The organism is Rosettibacter primus, from assembly GCF_036860675.1.
In the GTDB taxonomy this organism is placed as follows: Bacteria; Bacteroidota; Ignavibacteria; order Ignavibacteriales; family Melioribacteraceae; genus Rosettibacter; species Rosettibacter primus.
Genome location: NZ_JAYKGK010000004.1, coordinates 49,983 through 74,644, shown reverse-complemented (window position 1 = coordinate 74,644; position 24,662 = coordinate 49,983). Strand labels below are relative to the sequence as shown.

28 protein-coding genes are annotated in these 24,662 nt (G+C 31.2%); all 28 read left to right on the top strand.

Translation table 11 applies throughout. The annotated features are described in order from the left end of the window. Nucleotides 1–47 precede the first annotated feature (47 nt). Complete coding sequence (gene flgB / locus VJY32_RS06715) at nucleotides 48–440, top strand: flagellar basal body rod protein FlgB (protein WP_353677136.1); 393 nt, start codon at nucleotides 48–50, stop codon at nucleotides 438–440. Next, nucleotides 437–937, top strand: coding sequence for a flagellar basal body rod protein FlgC (gene flgC / locus VJY32_RS06710; RefSeq protein ID WP_353677135.1), 501 nt, complete (start codon nucleotides 437–439; stop codon nucleotides 935–937). Before flgB ends, flgC begins: the two co-directional genes overlap by 4 nt. Before the next feature lies 1 nt (nucleotide 938). Continuing rightward, entirely contained in the window at nucleotides 939–1,163 is a 225-nt protein-coding gene (locus VJY32_RS06705; RefSeq protein WP_353677134.1) for a hypothetical protein, read from the top strand. A gap of 1 nt (nucleotide 1,164) precedes the next feature. Next, a complete protein-coding gene (fliE, locus tag VJY32_RS06700) occupies nucleotides 1,165–1,455 on the top strand; it encodes a flagellar hook-basal body complex protein FliE (RefSeq protein WP_353677133.1) in 291 nt (96 codons plus the stop codon). Nucleotide 1,456: 1 nt separating this feature from the next. Then, nucleotides 1,457–3,058, top strand: coding sequence for a flagellar basal-body MS-ring/collar protein FliF (fliF, locus tag VJY32_RS06695; protein ID WP_353677132.1), 1,602 nt, complete (start codon nucleotides 1,457–1,459; stop codon nucleotides 3,056–3,058). After that, complete coding sequence (fliG, locus tag VJY32_RS06690) at nucleotides 3,048–4,097, top strand: flagellar motor switch protein FliG (RefSeq protein WP_353677131.1); 1,050 nt, start codon at nucleotides 3,048–3,050, stop codon at nucleotides 4,095–4,097. The genes fliF and fliG overlap by 11 nt, the downstream gene beginning before the upstream one ends. Continuing rightward, a complete protein-coding gene (locus tag VJY32_RS06685) occupies nucleotides 4,090–4,713 on the top strand; it encodes a FliH/SctL family protein (RefSeq protein ID WP_353677130.1) in 624 nt (207 codons plus the stop codon). The genes fliG and VJY32_RS06685 overlap by 8 nt, the downstream gene beginning before the upstream one ends. Further along, on the top strand, nucleotides 4,710–6,032 hold the full coding sequence (fliI, locus tag VJY32_RS06680; RefSeq protein ID WP_353677129.1) for a flagellar protein export ATPase FliI: 1,323 nt from the start codon (nucleotides 4,710–4,712) through the stop codon (nucleotides 6,030–6,032). Before VJY32_RS06685 ends, fliI begins: the two co-directional genes overlap by 4 nt. Beyond that, nucleotides 6,032–6,469, top strand: coding sequence for a flagellar export protein FliJ (locus VJY32_RS06675; RefSeq protein ID WP_353677128.1), 438 nt, complete (start codon nucleotides 6,032–6,034; stop codon nucleotides 6,467–6,469). Before fliI ends, VJY32_RS06675 begins: the two co-directional genes overlap by 1 nt. Continuing rightward, nucleotides 6,466–7,056, top strand: coding sequence for a MotE family protein (locus VJY32_RS06670; RefSeq protein WP_353677127.1), 591 nt, complete (start codon nucleotides 6,466–6,468; stop codon nucleotides 7,054–7,056). Before VJY32_RS06675 ends, VJY32_RS06670 begins: the two co-directional genes overlap by 4 nt. Further along, nucleotides 7,053–9,593 carry a flagellar hook-length control protein FliK gene (locus tag VJY32_RS06665; protein WP_353677126.1) on the top strand — a complete coding sequence of 847 codons (2,541 nt, stop codon included), beginning with the start codon at nucleotides 7,053–7,055 and terminating at the stop codon, nucleotides 9,591–9,593. Before VJY32_RS06670 ends, VJY32_RS06665 begins: the two co-directional genes overlap by 4 nt. Nucleotides 9,594–9,603: 10 nt before the next feature. Then, a complete protein-coding gene (locus VJY32_RS06660) occupies nucleotides 9,604–10,281 on the top strand; it encodes a flagellar hook assembly protein FlgD (RefSeq protein WP_353677125.1) in 678 nt (225 codons plus the stop codon). Next, a complete protein-coding gene (locus VJY32_RS06655) occupies nucleotides 10,281–10,658 on the top strand; it encodes a TIGR02530 family flagellar biosynthesis protein (protein ID WP_353677124.1) in 378 nt (125 codons plus the stop codon). Before VJY32_RS06660 ends, VJY32_RS06655 begins: the two co-directional genes overlap by 1 nt. A gap of 99 nt (nucleotides 10,659–10,757) precedes the next feature. Beyond that, nucleotides 10,758–12,893, top strand: coding sequence for a flagellar hook-basal body complex protein (locus tag VJY32_RS06650; protein ID WP_353677123.1), 2,136 nt, complete (start codon nucleotides 10,758–10,760; stop codon nucleotides 12,891–12,893). An 817-nt stretch (nucleotides 12,894–13,710) separates the two neighbouring features. Beyond that, a complete protein-coding gene (locus VJY32_RS06645; protein ID WP_353677122.1) occupies nucleotides 13,711–14,250 on the top strand; it encodes a flagellar basal body-associated FliL family protein in 540 nt (179 codons plus the stop codon). A 2-nt stretch (nucleotides 14,251–14,252) separates the two neighbouring features. Continuing rightward, nucleotides 14,253–15,236 (top strand): flagellar motor switch protein FliM, encoded by a 984-nt coding sequence (fliM, locus tag VJY32_RS06640; protein WP_353677121.1) that lies wholly within the window; start codon nucleotides 14,253–14,255, stop codon nucleotides 15,234–15,236. Nucleotides 15,237–15,243: 7 nt separating this feature from the next. Continuing rightward, nucleotides 15,244–15,627 (top strand): flagellar motor switch protein FliN, encoded by a 384-nt coding sequence (gene fliN / locus VJY32_RS06635; RefSeq protein ID WP_353677120.1) that lies wholly within the window; start codon nucleotides 15,244–15,246, stop codon nucleotides 15,625–15,627. Continuing rightward, nucleotides 15,627–15,968, top strand: coding sequence for a FliO/MopB family protein (locus VJY32_RS06630; RefSeq protein ID WP_353677119.1), 342 nt, complete (start codon nucleotides 15,627–15,629; stop codon nucleotides 15,966–15,968). The genes fliN and VJY32_RS06630 overlap by 1 nt, the downstream gene beginning before the upstream one ends. Then, complete coding sequence (gene fliP, locus VJY32_RS06625; RefSeq protein ID WP_353677118.1) at nucleotides 15,965–16,723, top strand: flagellar type III secretion system pore protein FliP; 759 nt, start codon at nucleotides 15,965–15,967, stop codon at nucleotides 16,721–16,723. Before VJY32_RS06630 ends, fliP begins: the two co-directional genes overlap by 4 nt. Beyond that, a complete protein-coding gene (gene fliQ / locus VJY32_RS06620) occupies nucleotides 16,723–16,992 on the top strand; it encodes a flagellar biosynthesis protein FliQ (protein WP_353677117.1) in 270 nt (89 codons plus the stop codon). Before fliP ends, fliQ begins: the two co-directional genes overlap by 1 nt. After that, nucleotides 16,989–17,765 carry a flagellar biosynthetic protein FliR gene (fliR, locus tag VJY32_RS06615; RefSeq protein WP_353677116.1) on the top strand — a complete coding sequence of 259 codons (777 nt, stop codon included), beginning with the start codon at nucleotides 16,989–16,991 and terminating at the stop codon, nucleotides 17,763–17,765. Before fliQ ends, fliR begins: the two co-directional genes overlap by 4 nt. A 1-nt stretch (nucleotide 17,766) precedes the next feature. Beyond that, nucleotides 17,767–18,852: a flagellar biosynthesis protein FlhB gene (gene flhB, locus VJY32_RS06610; protein WP_353677115.1), complete on the top strand. Its 1,086-nt coding sequence runs from the start codon at nucleotides 17,767–17,769 to the stop codon at nucleotides 18,850–18,852. Between the two features lies 1 nt (nucleotide 18,853). Next, the gene (gene flhA, locus VJY32_RS06605) at nucleotides 18,854–20,911 is read left to right on the top strand and encodes a flagellar biosynthesis protein FlhA (protein WP_353677114.1); all 2,058 of its coding nucleotides are present in this window, start codon (nucleotides 18,854–18,856) and stop codon (nucleotides 20,909–20,911) included. Then, entirely contained in the window at nucleotides 20,901–22,013 is a 1,113-nt protein-coding gene (gene flhF / locus VJY32_RS06600) for a flagellar biosynthesis GTPase FlhF (RefSeq protein ID WP_353677113.1), read from the top strand. The genes flhA and flhF overlap by 11 nt, the downstream gene beginning before the upstream one ends. Beyond that, nucleotides 22,013–22,855 carry an AAA family ATPase gene (locus VJY32_RS06595; RefSeq protein WP_353677112.1) on the top strand — a complete coding sequence of 281 codons (843 nt, stop codon included), beginning with the start codon at nucleotides 22,013–22,015 and terminating at the stop codon, nucleotides 22,853–22,855. Before flhF ends, VJY32_RS06595 begins: the two co-directional genes overlap by 1 nt. A gap of 88 nt (nucleotides 22,856–22,943) precedes the next feature. Next, nucleotides 22,944–23,180, top strand: a complete 237-nt coding sequence (locus VJY32_RS06590) for a hypothetical protein (RefSeq protein WP_353677111.1) — start codon at nucleotides 22,944–22,946, stop codon at nucleotides 23,178–23,180. Next, the gene (locus tag VJY32_RS06585) at nucleotides 23,173–23,799 is read left to right on the top strand and encodes a sigma-70 family RNA polymerase sigma factor (protein ID WP_353677110.1); all 627 of its coding nucleotides are present in this window, start codon (nucleotides 23,173–23,175) and stop codon (nucleotides 23,797–23,799) included. Before VJY32_RS06590 ends, VJY32_RS06585 begins: the two co-directional genes overlap by 8 nt. Continuing rightward, entirely contained in the window at nucleotides 23,792–24,661 is an 870-nt protein-coding gene (locus VJY32_RS06580; protein WP_353677109.1) for an HDOD domain-containing protein, read from the top strand. The genes VJY32_RS06585 and VJY32_RS06580 overlap by 8 nt, the downstream gene beginning before the upstream one ends. Nucleotide 24,662 lies beyond the last annotated feature (1 nt).

Sequence of the window (24,662 nt, the reverse complement as noted above, 5' to 3'; positions counted from 1 at the left end):
ATTATGGCATTTCTTTTGGATATAATATTCAAAAAATCCAAAAGTGTATGTCGACAATTAAACTGCTTGAAAACTTGCTTAATTACTGTGTTGTAAAGAATAAGGTTATTGCAAATAACATTGCCAATGTTCATACAGAAAATTATAAGAGAGAAGATGTTTCTTTTAAAAGTCTTTTGAAAGAAAATTCCGATGCAATTCTAAAGACTACTAACGGTAAACATCTGCCTGCAATAAATTCAACTCAAGATAATAATCCTGCTTTTGAAATAATTTATGATGAAAGCAGTGAAAATATTTCTGGAATTAATAATGTAAATATCGAAAAAGAAATGTCTGAATTAGCAGAAAATACACTACGATTCAAATTTGCTTCAAAAAAAGTAGGGGAATATTATAAAACATTACAAAATGTAATACGAGGAGGGGGTAGAACTTGAAAATCTTAGGAAGTTTATTTGGTTTTGGAATTAGTGCTCGAGGAATGAGTATTCAAAGAAGAAAAATGGAACTCATTGCTCAGAACATTGCAAATGCAGATACAGTAAGAACGGAGAACGGCGAACCATATCAAAGAAAATATTTAAAAGTGCAGGAAGAAAAGACAAGCTTTGCTTCTAAACTTGCAATTGAAGGGCAGATTCTTAAACTAAACACAACAAAAGAAAATCATTTTACTGGAGTTAAAACTAAGAATGTCTCATTGCCGCCAGTGAATGATAATGTAGAGATAAATGAGTTAACCGATGAAAAACCTGGCGATGTTGTTTATATGCCCGACCATCCTGATGCAGATAAGAATGGATATGTTCAGATGTCTAATGTAAATATCATTAACGAAATGGTTGATATGATTGCTGCTACCCGGGCTTACGAGGCAAATTTAACTGCACTTAATTCCTCAAAACAAATGGTAAAAGATTCACTGGAGATATAAAATGAAAATAACTACAAATTCAATTGGGAATTATTCTTTAGTTAATCATGGAACATTAAACAACACCAATAAAATTAAAAAACCGGAAGTAACTCAAGAAGAAAAAAAGTTCTTTGCAAATCTTTATCCAGAAAAACAAAAAGAAATTTTAAGTTATGAATTCTACAATGCAAAAGGTAAAGTTACAGGAGTTACTATCGGTTCCATAATTGATAGGAGAGGATAAAATGAAAATAGAAGGACTAAATAATTTTGTTGTTAATTCTCTTAATTCAGAAGTAAAGAAGCCGAACGAAGAAAATAACATCACAAATACTTTTGCAGAACTGATTAATAATGTTAATCAAGCACAAAAAGAGTCACAAAAAGCTATAGAAGATTTTGTTTCTGGTAATGGTGTTGAACTTCATGAAGTTATGATTGCTGGGGAAAAAGCTAAAACCAGTCTGGAACTTTTAATGGAAATTCGAAACAAAGCAATTGATATGTATAAAGAATTAACAAGGATGCCAGTTTAATATGAATTCAAATCCATTACAAGCATTGCTGGGAATTATAAATAAACTTAATCCCAAACAAAAATTTATGTTGATTGGCGGAATACTGCTTACAGCAGTATTACTTGTTGTAATGATTTTTTTCCTGAATGAACCAACCTATACAACGCTTTACAGTGGATTGTCTGCTGAAGATGCATCTAAAGTTGTGGAATATCTATCAAGTCAAAAAATATTGTATAAAATTGATGATGGTGGGCAAACTATTAAAGTCCCAAGAGAAAAAGTTTATGAAACAAGATTGGCACTTGCCAGTCGCGGTATTCCAAGCTCTGGTGTGATTGGTTATGAAATATTTGATAAGACATCAATGGGGATGTCTGAGTTTATGCAAAAACTTAATTACAAAAGAGCACTTGAGGGAGAACTTGCAAGAACAATTTCACAATTGGATGGGGTTCAGGGTGCGAGAGTTCATATTGTGATTCCACAAAAAACAATTTTTAAAGAAGAAGAAAAGCTGCCTTCTGCTTCTGTTGTGTTGAAATTAAGAAATGGAGCATTTATCAGTAAAGAAAATATATCATCAATTGTTAATTTAATTTGTGGAAGTGTAGAAGGTTTACAACCAAGCAAAGTTTCAATAATTGATACAAAAGGAAGAATGCTTTCAAATGAAGATGAAGAAGGACCACTTGCATTTGCATCAACAAAACAATATGAAATAAAACAATCAGTTGAAAATTATCTTGCTAAAAAAGCTCAGGCTATTCTTGATAATGTTGTTGGTTATGGAAATTCTGTTGTTCAGGTTAATGCAGATTTGAATTTTGACCAGGTAGAAAAAACAATGGAACAATATGACCCTGAATCGCAAGTTGCAGTAAGTGAACAAACAATTAAATCAAATAATCAGGGAGTTAGTTCTAAAGATTCTACTGCACAGAACAATGAAAATACTTTGACCAATTATGAAATCAGCAAAACAATTCAAAAGGTAATTGAAGGAAGCGGTAACATTCAGAGATTAAGTGTAGCTGCAGTTATTAATGATATTCCGAAGGAAGTAAAAAATGGAGACAAAACAGAAATTGTATATGAGCCTCGACCACCAGAACAACTTAAAAAATTAGAAGACCTTGTTAAAAATGCTGTAGGTATTGACCCTAACAGAAATGACCAGTTTTCGCTTGTCAGTATACCTTTTGAAGTAAGGACAAATGAAGAAGGTTTTGAAGAAAAAAACACAGTAATACCAAATGCAGATGAACTGACAAATGTAATCTTTATGCTTATTGCTATTGTTGCTTCGATATTTGTTCTAAAGAGCTTAATGAAAAAATTAAAAACAGAAAAAATTGTAATAGGTACAATAAATCCAGGCGATTTAGCTGTTGTCCCAACAACTTCTGCTTTGCAGCAAAAATCAGAATCGAACTTAATGAATCAATTAGCTGCATCTAAAAAACGGCCACTTATTCCTATTGGTGATTTAGAAGATGAAATTTCTGATGAAGCTTTATTAAAGAAAAATCAACAGGAAAAAATTATTAACTATGTTACAAAAAATCCTGCAGAAGCAGCAAAACTAATAAACGCATGGATGCATGAATATGAAATCTAATGCAAATGTACAAACACCACAGAAACAAGATCAGCTTTCAGAAATAACAGGAATGCAAAAAGCTGCAATGCTGATGGTTGCTTTGAATGTAGAAGCAGCATCAGCAGTTCTGAAACATCTTGATCCTGCTGATATTGAAGTTCTTTCTGCAGAAATCACAAAAGTGAAAAATATTCCTTCAAAAGTTGCTGATAGTGTGATTGAAGAATTCTATAATATGGTTACTGCTCGTGAATATGTTCTCGAAGGCGGAATTGATTATGCAGAAGCTGTTCTAGAAAAAACTTTTGGTAAACCTAAAGCACAGGAAATTATTGAAAAAGTAAAAAGACTTACAACACTTAAAGGCTTTGATGTTCTTAAAAGAGCTGAACCTGCACAATTAATTAATTTCTTGAATAAAGAACATCCTCAAACAATGGCATTAATTCTTTCACAGTTAAGTCCTGACCAAACAGCAGCTGCATTGAAGGAACTTCCAGAAGATTTAAGAATTGATGTGGCATTCAGAATTGCAACTTTAGGCAAAATAGCTCCCCAAACATTAAAACAAATTGAACATGTAGTTGATGAAATTGCAGGTTTGTCGATGAGCCAGTCAGTTGGAAAACTTGGGGGTCCAAAAACATTGGCAGGAATTTTAAATAGATTAAATGTATCCCTTACAAAAGAAATTCTTAATCGAATAGAAGATAAAGATCCCGAAGTTGCTTATGAAGTAAAAAGACTGATGTTCATATTTGACGAAATTATCAACATTGCTGATAGAGATATTCAAAAAATATTGCGCGAAGTTGATAGAAAAGATTTGGCTTTAGCTCTTAAAATTGCAGATGATAGACTTAAAGAAAAAATATTCAAGAATATGTCTGAACGTGCTGCTGATTTATTAAAAGAAGAATTACAATACATGGGAATGGTAAAATTAAAAGAAGTTGAAGCAGCTCAGGCAAGAATTATTGATGTAATAAAAGCACTTGAAGAAGCTGGTGAAATTTCTCTTAACATTAGAGGAGGTCCAGAAGAAGTTTATGTCTAATGTTCTGAAAGTTACTGCAGGAAAAGCTAAACCCATTGTAAAAGTTCTTTCTGGTGAAGAGTCAATTCAGGAAGAAAGGGAAGCTGAATCAATACAAAAGAGAATTGAAGATGCGTATAAGAAAGGTTTTAATGATGGTCAGCAAAAATTAAGAAGAGATTTAGAAAAAGAATTTTCTGAAAAACTTTATAAAAAATACGAAGAGGTTTTTAACATACTTTCTGCATACGACCAGAGAATGGAAGAATTTGAAACTGCTTTTGAAAGCCTTGTAATTAATACTGCGTATGAAATTTCTAAAAAAATACTTCAACGTGAAATTGAAATTGCGACTTTAATAAACGAAAATCTCAAAGCAGCAATTTCAAAAATTATAGGAGCAAATGAAGTAAAAATTAGATTAAATCCTGATGACCTCGATAAGTTGAATGAATACAGCAAAAATCTTTTGAATAACAGTTCTTTCAATAAAATAAAATTTGAACCCGATAATAGAATTGAAAAAGGAGGTTGTCTTGTAGAAACAGAAATTGGAAATGTTGATGCAAGAATTTCAAGTCAACTTGATGAATTAAGAAAAAAATTAGAAGAAAGTATTCCTAAGAAAGAAAAATGAATATTGTAAGTGACATACTCGAACGATATCAGAAAGTGATTTCAAAATCTGATACATTAAAAGTAAATGGAAAAGTAGTTGATGTTGTTGGATTAATTATTGTATCAGTAGGACCAAATGTTGTAATGGGAGAAGTATGCACAATTGTAGACCAAAATGGAAATGAAATCTGTAAATCAGAAGTAGTTGGTTTTAAGAACGGTAAAGTCTTATCTATTGCTCTTGGCGAAGTTCATAATATTTCTCCTGCATGCGAAATTAAAGCAACAGGAAAAGGATTTACAGTAGGAGTAGGAAAAGAATTACTTGGAAGAGTTATTGATGGACTTGGAAATCCAATCGATGGCAAGGGAGAAATTTTTTATACATCATACAGAGAAGCACATCGTGAACCACCTAATCCACTTGAAAGAAAAAGAATTACTACACCAATTCAAACAGGAATTCGTGCAATTGATGGATTATTAACAATTGGTAAAGGTCAGAGAATTGGAATTTTTGCTGGAAGTGGGGTTGGTAAAAGTGTAACTCTTGGTATGATTGCAAGAAATACAAGTGCAGATGTAAATGTTATTACTCTTATTGGAGAGAGAGGAAGAGAAGTCCGCGAATTCATAGAAAAAGATCTTGGTGAAGAAGGATTAAAACGTTCAGTAGTTGTTGTAGCAACAAGTGATAAATCCCCATTAATTAGAATGAAAGGTGCTTATGTTGGAACAACTATAGCTGAATATTTTAGAGATTTGGGTTTAGATGTAATGCTCATGATGGATTCTGTAACTCGTTTTGCTATGGCTCAAAGAGAAATTGGATTAACTATAGGAGAACCGCCTACGACAAAAGGTTATACACCTTCTGTTTTTGCTATACTTCCAAAACTTCTCGAACGTGCAGGAAATTCTGAACGCGGTTCAATAACTGGAATTTATACAGTTCTTGTAGACGGGGATGATATGGTCGAACCGATTGCAGATGCAGTTCGTTCGATTCTTGATGGACATATTGTTCTTTCAAGAAAACTTGCAAATAAAGGCCATTATCCTGCTATTGATACTCTTCAAAGTGTAAGCAGAGTTATGCCTGATATTATTGACCAGGAACATTATAAAAAAATTATGGCATTTAATGAATTGCTTGCAACTTATCGAGAAGCAGAAGATTTAATTAACATTGGTGCTTATGTAAAAGGAAGCAATCCGCAAATTGACAGAGCTATAAGCAAAATTAATCAATTAAGAACATTTCTGAAGCAGGATATTTTTGAAAAAGCAAATTATCCTGATACTATAGATAAATTATATCACATAATGGATAACTGATGTCGAAGTTTGTTTATAAGTATGAATCAATTTTAAGAATTAAAGAAGTACTTGAAAAAAAAATATTAAAAGAAATTTCAGAAATAGAAAAAGAAATTGAAAAACTCGAAGATGAAAAAAAGAAATTAATAACAAAGAGAAAGATACTTGGAGATAAAATTAGCAGCGGAAAGATAAAAGCAATTGATTATAAAAGCGCAAAATCACTTTGCAGGACATTAGAAAAAGAAATTTCGAATTTGGGAAGAAAAATAGAAGATTGGAATATCAAGAAGTCACAAAAATTAAATGAATTACTTGAACGTAAGAAAGAAAAAAAAATACTCGAAGCATTAAAAGAAAAACAATATGAAGATTTTTTATTTGAATCAAATAGAGAAGAACTAAAACAACTGAATGAAATTGCTATAAATAATTTTAACAGGAAAGAATCGTGAAAGAAAAAATTATTTATGGATTTGCATTTACAGCTGCATTTATTATCGTGACATTATTAATGATTTATGCAGCATCAAATTACAGAAATGTATTTACATTTGATTTTACTCCAGTAAGTAATATTCAAGCAACTAAATCAGATGTACCACCAGTTAACTTAAGTAAAAATATTTCAAAGTTGAGAAAAGAACTCATTGACTCTCTTCAAGCTTATAAAGAAAAATCAGCTTATGACGTTTTATCAATGAATGTAAAAGATTCTGTATTGATTGATAGCTTGCGCATTTTGCTGGAAGAATTAAAAAGATTGAAAGCAGAAAAAGAAGCTAAACAGGTAGTTCCGGTCAATGTTCAACCTGATAAAAATAAAGAAGCAATAAAAAAAGATAGTGCTTACAAGGTCTGGATTAAAAATACAGTAAAACTTTATGAAGCAATGGATTCGAAAAAAGCTGCTAAAATTATTCAGAGTTATTCCGATAATATAGCAAGAGATATAATCTTTTCGATGAAGAAGAAAAAAGCAGCAGAAATAATTGCAGAACTTAAACCAGAAGTGGCAAATAGAATAATTAGTGTGCAATGATGAACTTTAATCCATTATTTTTTGATAAAACATTTTTAATTGAGAATAAGAACTTTTTAAGTTCATCGGGTAATTCTAACAAAAATTATTTATTCTCAGATATCATTAAGATTTGTGAAGAAGAACTTGACTCCAACCAGTCGAATATAAATTCTACAGAAAAAGAGATACTTCTTGATATAAATGATTTGAAGAATTTAACTATCACCAAATCAAATAAAGAAACCGTTGAAGGTATTCAGCAGGCAATAGAATTATTAGAAAATATTGCTCTTATATCAAACTCCAGTTCAGTTAATGTTAATTCAGCTCATATTACTTCAAAAATTTTTATTCTTGATAACGAAAACTTAGAACTGTTTTTTAATAAGATTAATGAGTCGCTCAAACAAAAAGATTTTTCTAAAACCAATGACTCCCAGGATTCAAATATTGTATATCTCAACGAAAAAGAAATAAAGAACAAACAAACTAATTCTTTTGGTTCAAGTGAATATGATTTTATTGGCTTTAATCCTGAAGCAATAATTAAATCAATTGATAATAAAGATATTTTTAATGTTACTCTTAAAACAAATGGAGAAAAATTAACATTAACAATTTCAAGCACCGACCCTTCGAACGAGAACAAGAATAAATTCAATAAAAAGCTTCTGGGAAATAAATCGCAAAATGATTTCATTGCTTCGAATAAATATCAGAACTATGATGTAGTCCTTAATAATTTTTATGAATTAGATAAAACAAAAGTAAATGAGTATGCAGAGCAAAATACGACTATAGAAAATCAATTAGATACTAATTCTGAAGTAAAGTATTATAAATTGGAGGTAATTCATACATCATTTGAAAATAATAATTTTATTTATGCGCCAAGCAAAGATGTTAAAGCATACACTTTTAATGAAAATTTATCCTTAGAAAAAAATAGTGATACACAAACAAAAGTTTTTATTTCAAATGATGAAGTTGATTCATCAAAAATTGCAGGTGTTATTAATCCTGTTGAAAGATCTGAAGCCAATGAAAAGTCAAATCAAGTTCAATTTAATAAAACATATGACGAAAGTAATAATGTTATCAATTTAGAAAAGTATGATTCTGCAAATGGATTAAATCAAATTAAAGAGAATAAAAATATTGTTGATGAATATTCTTATGCTCAACAAAAAGATATAAAAAAAGAGTTCGAGCAATCTTCTAATAATTCCATTCATCTTTTCAATAAAGTCAATCCATTAAAAGAAAGTAGTTTTATTCCTTCCACAAGTTCTGAAATAGATTTTCGTTTATTAACTGGAGGGAAATTTTCCAAAGTAAGAGTTATTAAAGATGCGGCTGAGCAGGATATAAAGAAGTTTAATCCAGAAGTCATCGATAATAAATCGGCAGATGTTAATAAAAAAGATTTTACTCAGGTTAAAAATGAATTTGCTGCAAATGAATTCGAAAGTAAAATAAATGAATTAAATGTAGAAAGCATAAAAATTGAAGTAAAAAATGCTGGTCAAAAAGGAGATATTAAAACATCAGGAAATTTCAAGAGTCAATCTTATTCAAATGAAGTTTATAATAATCAAAATGCAAGTTCTGAGAGTTCTGAACAGATAAAAGAAACACAGCCAGAAAAATTAATTGAAAGTTTTTCGAAAGTAAGTTTAAAGTCATTCATAAATGAAAATAAAAAGAATCAAACATCAGATGTTTCTGATAAAACAAAATCAATTAATACAAGTAAATTAGATGAAAATAATAAAGTCGATGTAAATACAAATCAAATTAATTTGACTCATAAACCCGGATTAAATGAAAATGTTGATTCTCAATCTTTAAGAATAAATGAAATTAAAGTAAACCAAACTTACAGCTCAAACGAAACTAATTTTTCTAAAGGCAGTAAAGATGAAAAAGGAACAAAGAAAACATTACAGCAGGCAGAATCAATAGCTGAAGATTTTGAAAAAAATATAAGTAAATCTGAACAAATGGTTACAAAAGAACTATCTAAAAATATACAGGCAAGTACTCATGAAAATTCAAGTTCCAAAATTGAATTGACTGATAATCAGATAAATACATTAAAGAGCAAAATTCAGAATGAATTTGGGAATTTAAAAGAAACAATAAAAGTAATTAATGCCAATCAAATTGGGGAAGAACTTTCAAAATATATCAACAGCGGAAACAAACAAAGCATTACGTTTCAATTAAGTCCAGAAAATCTTGGTAAACTTACTCTTTCGATTGACTTTATAGAAAATCAACTGCGTGCAAATATTGAAGTTGAGAATGAACAGGTTAAGCTATTAATACAGAATAATATTGAGCAATTAAAAAATTCATTGCAGTCATCAGGAATTCAACTAAATGATGTCAATGTAAGCTTAGGAAATTATGAACAAAAATCTTTAAGAAATTCTAATATCAAGAAAAAATCTTACTCAAAATCTTACAGTAAAGAAATTAAAGTAGAAAATCCAAAAGCTCCATCAACAAAGAAATTGATGGGCTATAACACATATGATTATTTAATATGAGAGGCAAAAAATGGTAAGCGGGGTTAATAACAATTCGAACACTACGACAGTATCTTCGAACAAAAGTGTGTTGGGGAAAGATGATTTTTTAAAGCTGATGATTGCTCAATTAAAAAATCAAGACCCTTTAAATCCGATGGATGGAACTGAATATGCTGCTCAATTAGCACAGTTCAGTTCACTCGAGCAAATAACAAATTTAAATTCCTATCTAAAGCAAAGTATAGATGCAAATTATATGCTTACTCAATCAATTAACAATACTATGCTTGCAAATTTGATTGGTAAGGAAGTAAAAGTAAATTCGAAAGAAATTCAAGTGAATGGACAAGAAAATATTAGCATTGGATATGATTTGCCTGAAGGTGTTAAATCAGTAAAAGTAAATATTTACAATCAATATGGAACTTTAATTAAATCAATTGAAGCTTCTAATAGAAAAGGCAGCAATAAACTTTTGTGGGATTTAACCGATAATAATGGTGAAAAAGTAATTAATGGGGATTATAAGTTCGAAGTGATAGCAAGTGATTATAAAGATAATGGTGTAAATGTTACATCGTATGTTCTTGGATTAATTGATGGAATAAAGTATACAGAAAATGGAACACTTCTAATTATTAATGGTGCTCAATATTCAGCTGGAGATATACTTGAAATAATCAATAAAAAGGGAGGTGATAATTAATGCCGGAAATTAATGGAATATCTGTTCCATTTATTCCGATTACAGGCAGCAGCGATTCGGTAAGGAATCACCGTGACCCGGTTAAAGCATCTTTTGATTCGATATTTAAGGAAGAGCTTGAGAAAATTAAATTTTCGAATCATGCTATGAAAAGATTGGAATCCAGAAAAATTCAATTAAGTGAAGAAGAAATTGCAAAGATTCAAGATGCTGTAGAAAAAGCAGAAGCAAAAGGTTCGCGTGATTCTTTAATATTAATGAATAACACTGCATTTATTGTCAATATTCCGAATCGTACTGTTGTAACTGCAATCGAGGTCGAAAACTCGAACGAAAGTGTTTTTACAAATATTGATAGTGTAGTATTTGCATTTTAATTAACTAAAGTAATAAACAATGGAGCGGGACCTTCCGAGGACGCTCCAGATTCGGTGGACTGACTGAAGCCGAATCAAAAAATCTAAAGGAGGTTAAATATGGCACTTCTAAACTCACTCTTTGCCGGAGTGTCCGGTCTTCGTAACCATCAATCTATGATGGATGTTATTGGTAACAATATTTCTAATGTTAACACAATTGGTTACAAAGGTTCACGAGTTACTTTTAGTGATACTTTCAATCAGTTTGTTAAAGCTGGTACTAATCCAACAGCATCAACTGGTGGAACAAATTCATTTCAAATTGGATTAGGTACCAAGATTAATTCAATTGACCGCAACTGGAACCAGGGAACTTTTGAAAGAACTGGTATAACTACAGATTTAGCATTGCAGGGACCAGGATTGTTCATATTAAAGAGCAATGGTCAGCAGCTATATTCCCGTGCCGGTGCATTTATTTTTGATGCAGACGGCAAACTTGTTAACCCTCAAAACGGCGCAGTTGTTCAAGGTAAAATTGCAAATGGCTTGGGTGAAATTCCTCCAGGAACAACTTTGCAGGATATTGTAATTGATAAAAACATGAGATTACCTGCAGTAAAAACTACGAATGTTTCATGGGGTGGTAACTTGCAAAGCAGTTCACCTACAATTAGAACTGATGTTGTAGATTTAGTTGGTAACTTAAGTAATACTGCACCTATAAATTCAAGATACCCTGATGATGGTTATACTTATAACCTAAAAATGTTTGGAAACTTAAGCAGTTCAGATACAACAACACCATATCCCAATCCAAGCTCGAGTGATACAGATATAGTTGATGGTTATAAGGAAATGCTTGTTTACGATAATAAAAATCAACCTTATTATTTATACTATAAATTTGAGTATAATTCCGTTTCAAGTAAATGGGAAATGAAGTATCAATTATATAATTCTCAACAAAGTAGTATTTCTTCTGCAAATGATAAAACCGAATCAATTGAATTCGATGGAACTGATATTGTTGATATTGGATTATATGATGCAAATGATGATGATGAGCCCGACTTCCAAGATTTAAAATTCAAAATTGATTTAACAGAAATTACCAACTTAGCAGGAAGTTCAAGTATTGATAGAACTGTTCAACCAGTTACAGGGAATAAAATTTATAGTAAAGATGGTAAAGAATTCTCATTAGTAAATTATTATGAATTTGATGGTTCTGATTGGTATTACTATTATAAAATTTTTGATAGTGACGGATTATTAGTAAATAATGAAAATACAGCAAGTAATGATGACGATTCAGAACCGTTAGCTTCCCCTTATGGTGATGGTAAAATAAAATTATCCTTCGATTCAATTACTGGATTATTAACTGGAATAGAAGATGGCAGTGAAACTAATGTTAATTTCTCAAATTCAACAAATAAGCTTGATTTCAAAATTAATTTGAATTCTTTAACAAACTTAAATGCCACTACAAATCCAATAAGCAGAGTTGATAAAGGCGAAGTTCCAGAGCCAGTATTAGGTGCAGTAACAATTTTTGATTCTCTTGGGAATTCACATACTTTATCTATAACATTTGAACATATTGATAATAACAGATGGAGCTGGAAAGTTAGTGTGCCAACAACAAGCGGAACATTAAGCCCAAATGCATTTGGTGAAATTTATTTTGATGCAAGTGGACAAATTCAAAGTATATGGCAGGCTGGTAATCAGGTTACAACTACACCGCCAACTCCACAAATTACATTTACACCAGCTACAGGTGCAGAAGTTCAAATTGTTGATTTAGACTTTGGTAAAGGGACAGCAGGAGTTACTCAAACAAACTTGAGTTCACAAATTGCAGCACTTTCACAAAATGGGTCTGCTTCTGCAGCTTTATCCAATCTTAACATTGACCAGTATGGAAATATTATTGGAATATTCTCAAATGGTAATTCACTTAAGTTAGCTCAAATTATGGTTGCAACATTTAGAAACTTGAATGCTTTGGTAAGTGTTGGTGATAATATGTACAATGTAGCTGCAAACAGCGGTGACCCGAGAATTGATACTCCAGGCGAAAATTCTGTTACTACGATTCAATCCGGTGCTCTCGAGCAATCGAATGTTGATTTGTCTGAAGAATTTACCAAGATGATTATATCGCAGCGTGGTTTTCAGGCTAATGCAAGAGTAATTACAACAGCAGATACAATGCTTCAAGAAATTACTAACTTAATTAGATAATTGATTTTAAGGGGTTGTCTAAAAAGTAAGATTTTTAAATAGAACACTGATAACACGGGTTTTAACAGATTTTCACAGATATTATTAAAAATTACTTTTTAGACACCCCTTCCTCAGAATGACAGGAAAGAAAGAACACTGTCATACTGACTCGCCGAAGGCAAGGAAGAATCTCTTAAAAAAGGATTAGATTCTTCGTCGTCCACCTAGCGGTGGGACTCCTCAGAATGACAGGAAAGAAATAACACTGTCATTATGAATGGAGCGAAGCGGATGAAGAATCTCTTAAAAAAGGATTAGATTCTTCGTCGTCCACCTAACGGTGGGACTCCTCAGAATGACGGGAAAGAAATAACACTGTCATTCTGACTCGCCGAAGGCGAGGAAGAATCTCTTAAAAAAGATTAGATTCTTCGTCGTCCACCTAACGGTGGGACTCCTCAGAATGACAGGAAAGAAATAACACTGTCATACTGACTCGCCGAAGGCAAGGAAGAATCTATTAAAAAAAGATTAGATTCTTCGTCGTCCACCTAACGGTGAGACTCCTCAGAATGACAGGAAAAAAATAATGGCGGATTCCTCAGAATGACATAATAAGTTTCACGCAGATATCGCGGATTATTGCGGATTATCGCAGATGTTCGCAGAAAATAATCAGTACAAATCTCTGTGAAATCTGCGAGAAAAAAATATTGTAAACTTATCCAACTGCTTAATATTAGCCAATAAAATCTTGCCTGCCTGCTATAACATTACAATTTTTGATGATTTTTAGTGGCATTAGAATTGAAAAATCATTGTCACTATGGAAGAGATGAACAATCAAAATATCGTAGAAAAGGCAGAAGAGAGAATCAAAGAATCCAGAGGATTCAATTCAAAAATATTATTAATTGGATTGCCTTTATTTATAATTCAATTAATTGCTGTTTATTTTATAACAGCAAATATATTATTGCCCAAAATTCAATCACACACCTCTTCTGTCGCAACAGACTCCGTAGAGACAGGCGAAGCCAATGGAACTGATTCTGTTCAGCATGCAGAATTAGGAAAATATGTTTATGTAGTAGAAGACTTAATAATTAACCCAGCCGGCACAGATGGTAAAAGACTTCTTCTTTCTTCCATTGGCTTCGACCTTCTCACAGAACAACATCAAAAAGAACTGAAAGAAAAAGAAGTATTAGTTAAAGATGCCATAATTTCAGTTCTCAGCAGCAAAGACTTACAACACTTAAGTGATGCAGTTTATCGCGACACATTGAGAATGGAAATTTCTCAAAGAATTAATCAATTAATGCCAGATGTAAAAATTAATAATGTTTATTTCAGCAAATATATTTTACAATAATTATGGCAGAAATATTATCGCAACAGGAAATAGACCAACTGCTCAATAATCTTAAAAGTGGACAGGAGCAGAAGATTGAACAAAGTTCTGAAAAAGAAGCAGTTCTTTTTGATTTCAGGCTGCCGAATAGAATTTCCAAAAATCAGCTTCGTATTATAAGAAGCATTTGCGATAATTTTGCTGAAAGCTTTACATCATTTCTTGTTACTAAACTGCAAACAACGGTAAGCATTAATGTAGCAACAGTAGACCAGATTTATTATTCAGAATATGTTTTATCGGTTTCAAATCCTGCTTGTTTGTTTACATTCGAAATCAAAAACACTGATATTAAAGGAATTTTAGAAATTAATAATGATTTGGCATTTTTATTTGTAGATAAGTTATTGGGAGGAAGCGGAACAGGAACAAAACAGGTAAAGGTAATCACACCAATTGAACAAAAAGTTCTTCGTGTAATTGTTGACAGAGTAATGTATGATTTGAACAAATCATGGCAAATAATTGATAACCTTGAATTTGTTGTTGAAAGATTTGAACCTGATATAGACTTTGCTCAAATAACATCTCAGAGCGAATCAGTACTTTTAATCACATTTGAAATTGTTATTGGCGAGCAATCTTACTTGATGAATATTTGCTTTGCTACATTTGCTTTCGACAGCATTTTAGCAAAGATGACAACTCAAAAATTGTCATCTATACGTGCAACGAAATATTTTGGAGTTACTTCAAGAGAATTATTGACTAATCATTTAACCAGAACATCAATTCCAATAAGAGTTGAATTTGGTACTACAAAATTATCTCTAAAAGAATTAATGGAATTGGAAGTTGGAGATATTATAAAGCTAAAGAATAAAATTGACGAAGATATAAAAGTAAAAACTGGCGATAGAATTTTATTTTTAGGAAGAGCTGGTATTTCAAATAATCACAAAGCAGTAAAAGTCACAGAAAAAGTATTTGAAAAAAAATCTAAATGAGGTTGTTATGGACGAAAATAACACAACCAATAACACTATGGATAACTTTGAAAACATTGAAGATAATTTCCAGGCATCGTTAGCTCAATTTGACGAGTTTGATGATTCAACAAGAACAATGGGAGGAGCTGAAGAAAAGCTTAGTTTGCTCAAAGACCTTCAGATGAATGTTTACATTGAACTTGGCAGAACTCAAATGCAAATTAAAGATATCCTTGAACTCGAAAGAGGTTATGTAATAGAACTGGAAAAATTAGCAAGTGAACCAGTTGATATATTTGTCAACAATAAAAAAATTGCAGAAGGTGAGGTTGTTGTAATTGATAAACATTTTGGAATTAGAATTACTGCACTTGTAGACCCAGCACAAAGAATTAAGGATATTTATTAATGTCATTCTTAGATATTATAAAAACATTTTTGCCATTAATTTTAATATTCGGGCTTCTTTTCTTTGCTCTTTTAATGGTTAGAAAATATTCTTTTTCAATTAATGGTAAAAGATCGAAGTTACTAAAGATAGAAGTAATTAATAATCATTTAATAATGCCTAAAAAATATTTATCTGTTGTAAAAGTTCAGGATAAAATTTTATTGCTTGGAATAAGTGAAAACAGTATAACATTACTCAAAGAGTATGATTATTCTCCGTCATTAGATGACGATTTGATTCAAGGTGAAGTCAAAAAAACTTTTTTGGATTTATTGAAGCAGAATTTAGGTATAAGATGAAAAAGAAATTTTTATTGATAACTTTTTTTGTTATGACATTTTTAACCGCAGGTAATTTATTTGCTCAAGCTCAAACAATTCCATTCCCAAAAATTAATCTTGATATTGGCACCGCTACGAAAGGAGAAGATGTTTCGGTAACGCTTCAGATACTTCTATTGATGACAATTCTTTCCCTTGCTCCTTCTATTATCATAATGACCACATCATACTTACGAATAATTATTGTATTCCATTTTTTGAAAAGTGCTATGGGCACTCAGCAAATGCCGCCTTCTCAATTGCTTGCTGGGATTGCATTGTTTATTACATTTTTTATAATGGCTCCTACATGGTCAAAAGTAAATGAACAGGCACTTCAACCATTGATGGATAATAAAATTACTGTTAAAGAAGCATACGACAAGGGAATTGAACCAATACGAGAATTTATGTTCAAAAATACTCGTGATGAAGATATGGAACTGTTTGTAAGCTTATCTCAAATGCCAAGACCTAAAAACAGAAGTGAACTTCCAACTTATGTTTTAATTCCATCTTTTGTTTTAAGTGAATTAAGAGCAGGATTTATAATTGGCTTTTTCCTGTTTGTCCCATTTTTGATGATTGATATGATTGTTTCAAGTATCTTAATGTCAATGGGAATGATGATGATGCCTCCAATGATGATATCACTGCCATTTAAAATTTTACTCTTTATTCTTGTTGATGGCTGGAATTTAATTATTGGTTCACTTGTCAGGAGTTTTTCATAATGACTGAAGAAGTAATTATTGAAGTATTAAAAGATGCTTTCTTTACTGCATTTATAATTTTACTGCCAATCCTCGGTGTTTCATTAATTGTTGGAATTTTTATTTCAATATTTCAAGCAGCAACTTCTATTCAAGAAATGACATTGACTTTTGTTCCAAAATTAATTGCAACAGTTGTTGTGATAATTTTTCTTTTGCCCTGGATTGTTGATAAACTTACAGCACTTACGAATAAAATGTTTACAATGTTTCTGACAGTAATAAAATGACAAACATTTTAATAGCAGATTTTATAATTCTTCTTTTTGTTTTTATGAGAATTGCAGGAATGATTTTTTCTGCACCAATTTTTGCACACAATTCAACTCCTGTTCTGGCAAAAATTTTTTTAGCTCTAATTATTGCTTATATAACTTTTTTGACAATTGATAAAAGCAAAATAATTGTTGACATAAATTTAATTACTCTTGTTGTCTATTCAATAAGAGAATTGATTACCGGATTAATAATAGGTTATGTGATGAACTTTATTTTCTGGGGAGTTGCTTATGCAGGAACTTATATTGGATTTGATATGGGACTGATGCTCGCTGAAGTATTAAATCCTATGGAAGAAATTCAAAGTAATATCATTGGTGAAATTTTGTATTATACTTCAATATTGATTTTCATTTTGATTAATGGACATCATTATGTAATCAGTGGTATTGTGGTATCTTTTCAAGTAGTTCCCATTGGGAAGTATGTTGTTAATTCATCGATTTACCAGCTTATAATTAAATATTCTTTTGTTGTTTTTACAATTGCAATTAAAATTGCATCACCAATTATAGTATCATTTTTTCTAATTCACATTGCTGAAAGCATAATTGCAAGAGTAATTCCTCAGATACAAATTATATTTGTTTCACAGCCATTGAAAAGTGGAATTGGAATTCTTCTGCTTTTAAGTCTTGTTCCATTTTATGTTTATGCAATTAAAAATTTGCTCGAAGGTTATGAATCCAACCTGCTTCAACTAATTAGAGCAATGGGGTCATAAAATGGCGGAATACGAAGGACAGGAAAAAACTGAGCAACCGACGGGTAAAAAACTTGCAGATGCAAGAGAAAAAGGTCAGGTTGCAAAAAGTATTGAAATAAATTCTCTTGCAGTTTTTGGAACAGGTTTGATATTGATTTATCTTACTAAAAATTTCATTGGAGAAAAATTTTATCAATTTACAAAAGATGCTCTTAATTCTTTGAATAATGTGGAATTAACAAAAGCAGTTCTTCAAACATATGCAGTAAAATGGGCATTATTCTTTTTCACATTGTCATTACCAATCTTGCTTGGCGTGATGATTATAGCACTCGTTAGCAATATTGCTCAAATTGGTTTTAAGATAACCCCAAAAGCTTTAGCAGTAAATTTCGGTAAGTTTAATCCAATAAATGGTATTAAAAGAATATTATTTTCAGTTCATTCGCTTGTGGAGTTATTAAAAGCATTAATCAAACTTTTTGTAATAAGCCTTTTCACATATTTTATTATTTCAAAGTTAATATCAGATACAGTAAAACTTGTTGACTTAAGCATTGAAGATACTGTTCAATTTATGCTCGATTCATTTTTTGCATTGACCTGGAAGATTGTATTATTCTTCTCGATAATTGCGGCGGTAGACTTCATTTATCAGAAGTATAAATTCAAAAAAGAGATGATGATGACAAAAGAAGAAGTCAAAGAAGAATTTAAGCAAACAGAAGGCGACCCGCTTATAAAATCGAGAATTAGAAAGCAAATGATACTTGCAGTACGACGCAGAATGATGAAAGAAATTCCAACTGCAGATGTTGTAATAACAAACCCAACACACGTAGCAGTTGCATTAAAATATGAAATGGAAAAAGATAATGCACCAAAGGTTGTTGCAAAAGGGCTTGATGAACTTGCTCAAAGAATTAAAAAGATTGCTGTTGAAAATAATGTTCCTCTTTATGAAGATGTTGAACTTGCAAGAGCACTATATAAATCTTGCGAAATAGGTGATGAAATTCCAGCTAAACTTTTCAAAGCAGTAGCTCAAATTCTTGCATACATTTATCAAATGAAGAAATTAAAGAAACAACGAAGCATAATTTAGTATGAAACTATTTGGCAAAAATACAGATATACTTTTAGCATTCGGTTTGATTCTGATGCTTGGTTTAATGTTAATTCCATTACCTCCTACAATTCTTGATTTTCTTTTGGCAGTTAATATTTCTACTGCTGTTCTTGTATTGATTGTTGCATTATATATACAATCTCCGCTCGATATTTCTGTATTCCCTGGATTACTTTTAATTCTTACACTATATCGTCTTGCACTAAATATTAGCTCAACAAGATTAATTTTAATTGATGGTTATGCAGGAAAAATTATTGAATCATTCGGTTCGTTTGTAGTTGGAGGAAATTATGTAGTTGGATTTATTGTTTTCATAATACTTGTAGTTATTCAGTTCGTTGTAATTGTAAAAGGTTCGGGTAGAATCTCAGAAGTTGCTGCTCGTTTTACACTTGATGCAATGCCAGGTAAACAAATGGCAATTGATGCAGATTTAAATACAGGCTTGATTACTGAAGCAGAAGCAAGAAGAAGAAGGGATTTAATTGCACGAGAAGCAGAATTTTATGGAGCTATGGACGGAGCAAGTAAATTTGTTAAAGGTGATGCAATCGCAGGATTGGTAATTAATGGAATAAATATTATTGGCGGATTTATTATTGGGATTGCACAAAGAGGTTTAAGTTTTCAAGATGCAATTCAAACATATACAATTTTAACAATTGGGGATGGATTAGTATCTCAAGTTCCTGCTTTATTAATTTCAACTGCTGCGGGACTTGTAGTAACAAGAAGTGCTTCTGGAACTGCGCTTGACCTTCAGATGAAAACACAATTACTTGCTAATTCGCGTGTTTTAGGCACTGTATCTGGAGCAGTATTTCTTTTTGCTTTAATTCCAGGTATGCCTACAATTCCATTTCTGATTTTAAGTGCAATACTTGGAACATCTTCTTTTATAAATAGAAAAAATAAATTACAGGAAATATCAGGTGGAGAGATTGAACAGGAAGTTCAATCTGCAGAGCAGCCAGTTGAAGAAAAAGTTGAACAATATCTTCAGGTAGACCCAATAGAAATTGAAATTGGCTACGGTTTAATAAGCATTGTTGATGAAAAACAAGGAGGTAATCTTTTCCAAAAAATTGCATCGACAAGAAAAATTATTGCTCTTGAATATGGGGTTTTAATTCCACCTGTAAGAGTTCGAGATAACTTGCAGCTTTCACCTAATGAATATGTTATAAAGATTAAAGGGAATGTAGTTGCAAATTATGAAATGTACCCGGAAAGATATTTAGCTATGAATCCAGGAGCAATTGAAGAAGAAATTTCTGGCATTCCAACAACAGACCCTGCATTTGGATTAAAAAGCTACTGGATTACATACGAAGAAAAAGAAAAAGCTGAAATGCTTGGCTACACTGTGGTTGATGCGATTTCTGTTTTAGCTACTCATCTTCAGGAAACATTGAAGAAAAATTTCGATAAAATATTATCGCGGCAGGATGTTAAACAACTTCTCGAAAACATCAAAAAAGATTATCCTGCAGTTGTTGAAGATATTAATCCAGAAGTTCTAAATCTTGGGATGATTCAAAAAGTATTACAAAATTTGTTAAGAGAAGGCATTCCAATAAAAGATCTTGTGAGAATACTCGAAGCTTTAATTGATTATTCAAAAACAACGAAGAATATTGATGTTCTTACAGAATATGTTCGTCATACAATAGGGGATACGATTGCAAATATTTACAAAGATTCTAATGGAATTATTCATGCAGCTGCACTTGGAGAAAATCTTGAAGCAATGATTACTAAATCACTTCAATCACAAAAAGATAGTATTATTACACTTGGTTTATCCCCAAATGTTCTAAGGCAATTAAATACAAAACTTCAGGAAGAATTAGAAAACTTTAATCGATTTGGATATCCTCCTGTTATTATTACTTCTGCAGCAATCAGACCATATTTTTATCGTTTAATCAACTCAAGTTTTCCTGATTATGCTTTGTTATCATATAGTGAATTACCAGCAAATGTTGAAATAGAATTTATTGGAAAGATAGAGGTGGAAAATGCAGATTAAAAAATTTATAGCACCAACATTAAAAGAAGCAACCGAGCAGATGAAAAATGAACTCGGTGGAGAAGCAATAATTCTTGGTACAAGAGTAATTGAAGGAGATAGAAGATTTAATAACAAAAAAATGTTTGAAATAACTGCTGGCATAGATAAAGACATTCCAGCTTCAATAAAATCAAAAACTGTAGAAGAAGTATCACAACACAAAACAACCATCGAATCTGAAATAGAAAAACTTTCAAAAAAAATATTTTCTGCCAGCAAAGAGTTTTCGACTGCTGCTAAACCTGCTTTAGAAAAATCTATTTCGGCCAACAAAAAAATTGAAAAAGAACTTGATGAGCTCTATGAATTGCTTCTTGAAAGAGAAGTTCAGAAGAATATTGCTAATGCTTTGATAAATCAGCTTAAGAATTATGATGGACTTATTGGCGAGATAAATCTTGAAAGTTACTTAATTGCAGGAATGTCATCTTTAATTCATACAAAAGAATTTAAGGTGAGAAAAAGTAAAACAACCAAAGTTGCACTTGTAGGACCTACAGGAGTTGGTAAGACAACCTGCATTGCTAAATTAGCAGTAATATCAAAAATAATTCACAAACTAAAAGTAGGTTTAATATCAATTGATACATATCGTCTTGGAGCTATAGACCAATTAAGAATATTTTCTGAAATAAGTGATATAGAAATGTCTGTAGCTTATGAACCTTCGGACATGCAGAAATTAATAAGAAAGTTTAGAGATAAGGATTTAATTTTTATTGATACCGTTGGAAGGAGTCAGCGAAGCACAGATAATCTGAACAAAATTAAAGAATATCTTGATGCTGCTAATGTTGATGAAACAATACTTGTTTTAAGTTCTACAAGTTCATATAGAACTTTATATGATGTTGCACAAAAATTTAAATTGCTTAATTACAGTTCAGCTATATTTTCAAAAATTGACGAAGCAGTTACTTACGGCAACATTTTGAATCTGTCAAATAATTTTAATTTGCCGATAGTATTTTTAACGAATGGTCAGGTTATTCCGGATGATATTATTTCTGTTAATTCAGAATATTTAGCAAATTTAATTTACAAAGGAAAGCTGTACTGATGAACGAGCAAATATCACGGCTGATTGAAATTAAGCGTCTTGAAAGAAAAAACAAAACTGATAGAAAAATTATATCTGTTTGCTCGGGGAAAGGAGGAACTGGTAAATCATTTTTAGCTTTGAATTTTGGTTATAAACTTTCAAGGCTTAATAAGAAAGTTCTTGTTGTTGATTTTGATTTAAATTTTTCTAATCTGCATTTAATGATAAATGAAATTTCAGAAAATCCTATTTCAAATTTGTTTTTGCAAAAGTCCTCATTAGATGAATTAATATTTAAATACACTGAAAATTTACATTTCATTTTTGGTGATTCAGGCTCATCTGAATTTCCAAAACTTAACAACGATTTGCTTGAATATTTTTTTATTCATTTAGATTACATATCGAATGAGTATGACTACATTATCCTCGATAGTTCTGCCGGAGCTGATGATTTAGTAATTTATCAATTAAGCCGCTCTGATATAAATTTTATTGTAGCATCGCCAGAACCAACAGCCGTAATGGATGCTTATGTTTTAATTAAAGTTATTACAGAAAATCTTGAACAACCAAGAAACTTTGTTGTAATAAACAAAGCAGACAATAAAGAAGAGGGTGAACAGGCTTTCAAAAATTTAAATACTGCAGTAAATCATTTTTTGAAAACAGAAATTATTTTGTTAGGAGTAATTGATTACGATAGATTAGTATATAAATCTATTGTAAATCAGGAATTATTTACTGCAGCATATCCAAATTCAGTAGCATCACTTGAAATAGAAGATATTGTTCATCGATTTTTGAAAATCGAACATGTGGCTAATAATAACCAACCTTATTCATCTAACCATTTATAAATCATTACAAAACTGCCTCTTTTTATTGTTTTTTTTCTATTAACCGATGGTATGGTGTTTGAAATTATAATAACAAAACGGAGTAAGTATGAACAAAATAATTCTTCAGATTGGTCTTTTAGTATTCTTTTTTTCAGTCATTTATTTTGTTCAGAAGGGAGAAGATATAATAAAAATTATACTGAATTCGTTTGCAATATTTGTAACTCTAACAGTTATGCTAAGCGTAATAACTCTCGGCTTAATTAAAGCAATAAATAAAAATTCGTACGAAAAAATAAATAGTATTACACAAGATTTAACAGGAACAAAGAAGAATGAATAATCAAGAGCTCTGGGCAAAGTTCAAGGCTAAGCCAACGCCTGAACTAAAAAAACAAATTATTCTTAATTATGTTAATCTTGTCCATTATGTAATCCATAAAAGCAATTTTAATCAGAACGAAATATTCGATAGAAGAGACTTCTTCCAATTTGGTATAGAAGGGTTGAGTGAAGCGATAGACAGATTTGACCCTGATTATGGGACAAAGTTCGAAACATATGCCATCCAACGTATTCGCGGAAAAATTTATGATGAGATAAGAAAATATACTCATAGATATGAAATGGCTTGTGAGGATGGTTCGGCATCAATTGGGGCATCAATTTCATTAAACAATACATTTATTGAAGATGAAGGTATGCAGGTCTATGAAATGATTTCTGATGAAAGCGAGATTCCTGATGAAATTCTTGAAAAAAATGAAATTAAAGAAAAACTTGTTGAATTAATAAAAGAATTAAATGAAAGAGACAGAACATTGCTCAGCCTTTATTATTATGAAGAACTTAACTATCAGGAAATTGCAAAAGTATTAAATATAACAGTATCACGAGTATCGCAGCTTCATTCTAAGATTATTAAATCATTGAAACAAAAATTGGCTTTATATAATGTTTGAGCAGACTACATCAGAGATTAAAGAGAAAATTAGAAAGCAGCTTTCCGGGATTGGTAATCTTCCTGCTATACCTCATATAATTACAGAGGTAACTCAGCTTTTAGACAATGATAAAACAAGTGCTTCTGATTTGTGTAAAGTAATTTCAAAAGACCAGGCTCTTGCCACAAAAATTTTGGCAGTTGCAAATTCGCCTTTATATGGATTACCAAGAAGAGTAGCTACAATTGAATTTGCAATTGTCATTATTGGATTTGAACATATAAGAAATATTTTACTGGCATTGTCGTTACTCGACACATTAAGAGTAAGGAAATCTATTGATTGGAATCACAATGAATACTGGGCACATTCTCTTATGGTTGCTACAGCTGCAAAAAGAATTGCAGATGATTTAAAGTATCCAAAATCCGGTGAAGTTTTTACTGTCGGATTACTTCATGATTTAGGTCTGGTAATTCTCAATAAATATATGAATTACGATTTTAAAAAAATTGTTAAGATGGTTAAGAATGAAGGAATAACATATCACGAAGCAGAAAGAATTGTGCTGGGATACGACCACGGTGATATTGCAGAATTTATGCTCGAACGATGGAATTTTCCTCCTCATATTACTGATGCAATTGTTCATCATCATCGCCCATCTTTGGCAGAAAAAAATCCGGTGCTTGCATCATTAATTCATCTTGTTGATTACATGACTTATAAACTTGGCATAGGAAATTTTACCTGGGATACCGGTTATGAATTTGATGAAAACATAATCGATATTCTTGGTTTTGGAAATCATGAATATCTGGAAGAATTTATTCTTAGTTATGAAGAATTATTAAAAAAGCATTTTGAATCACTAAATTAAT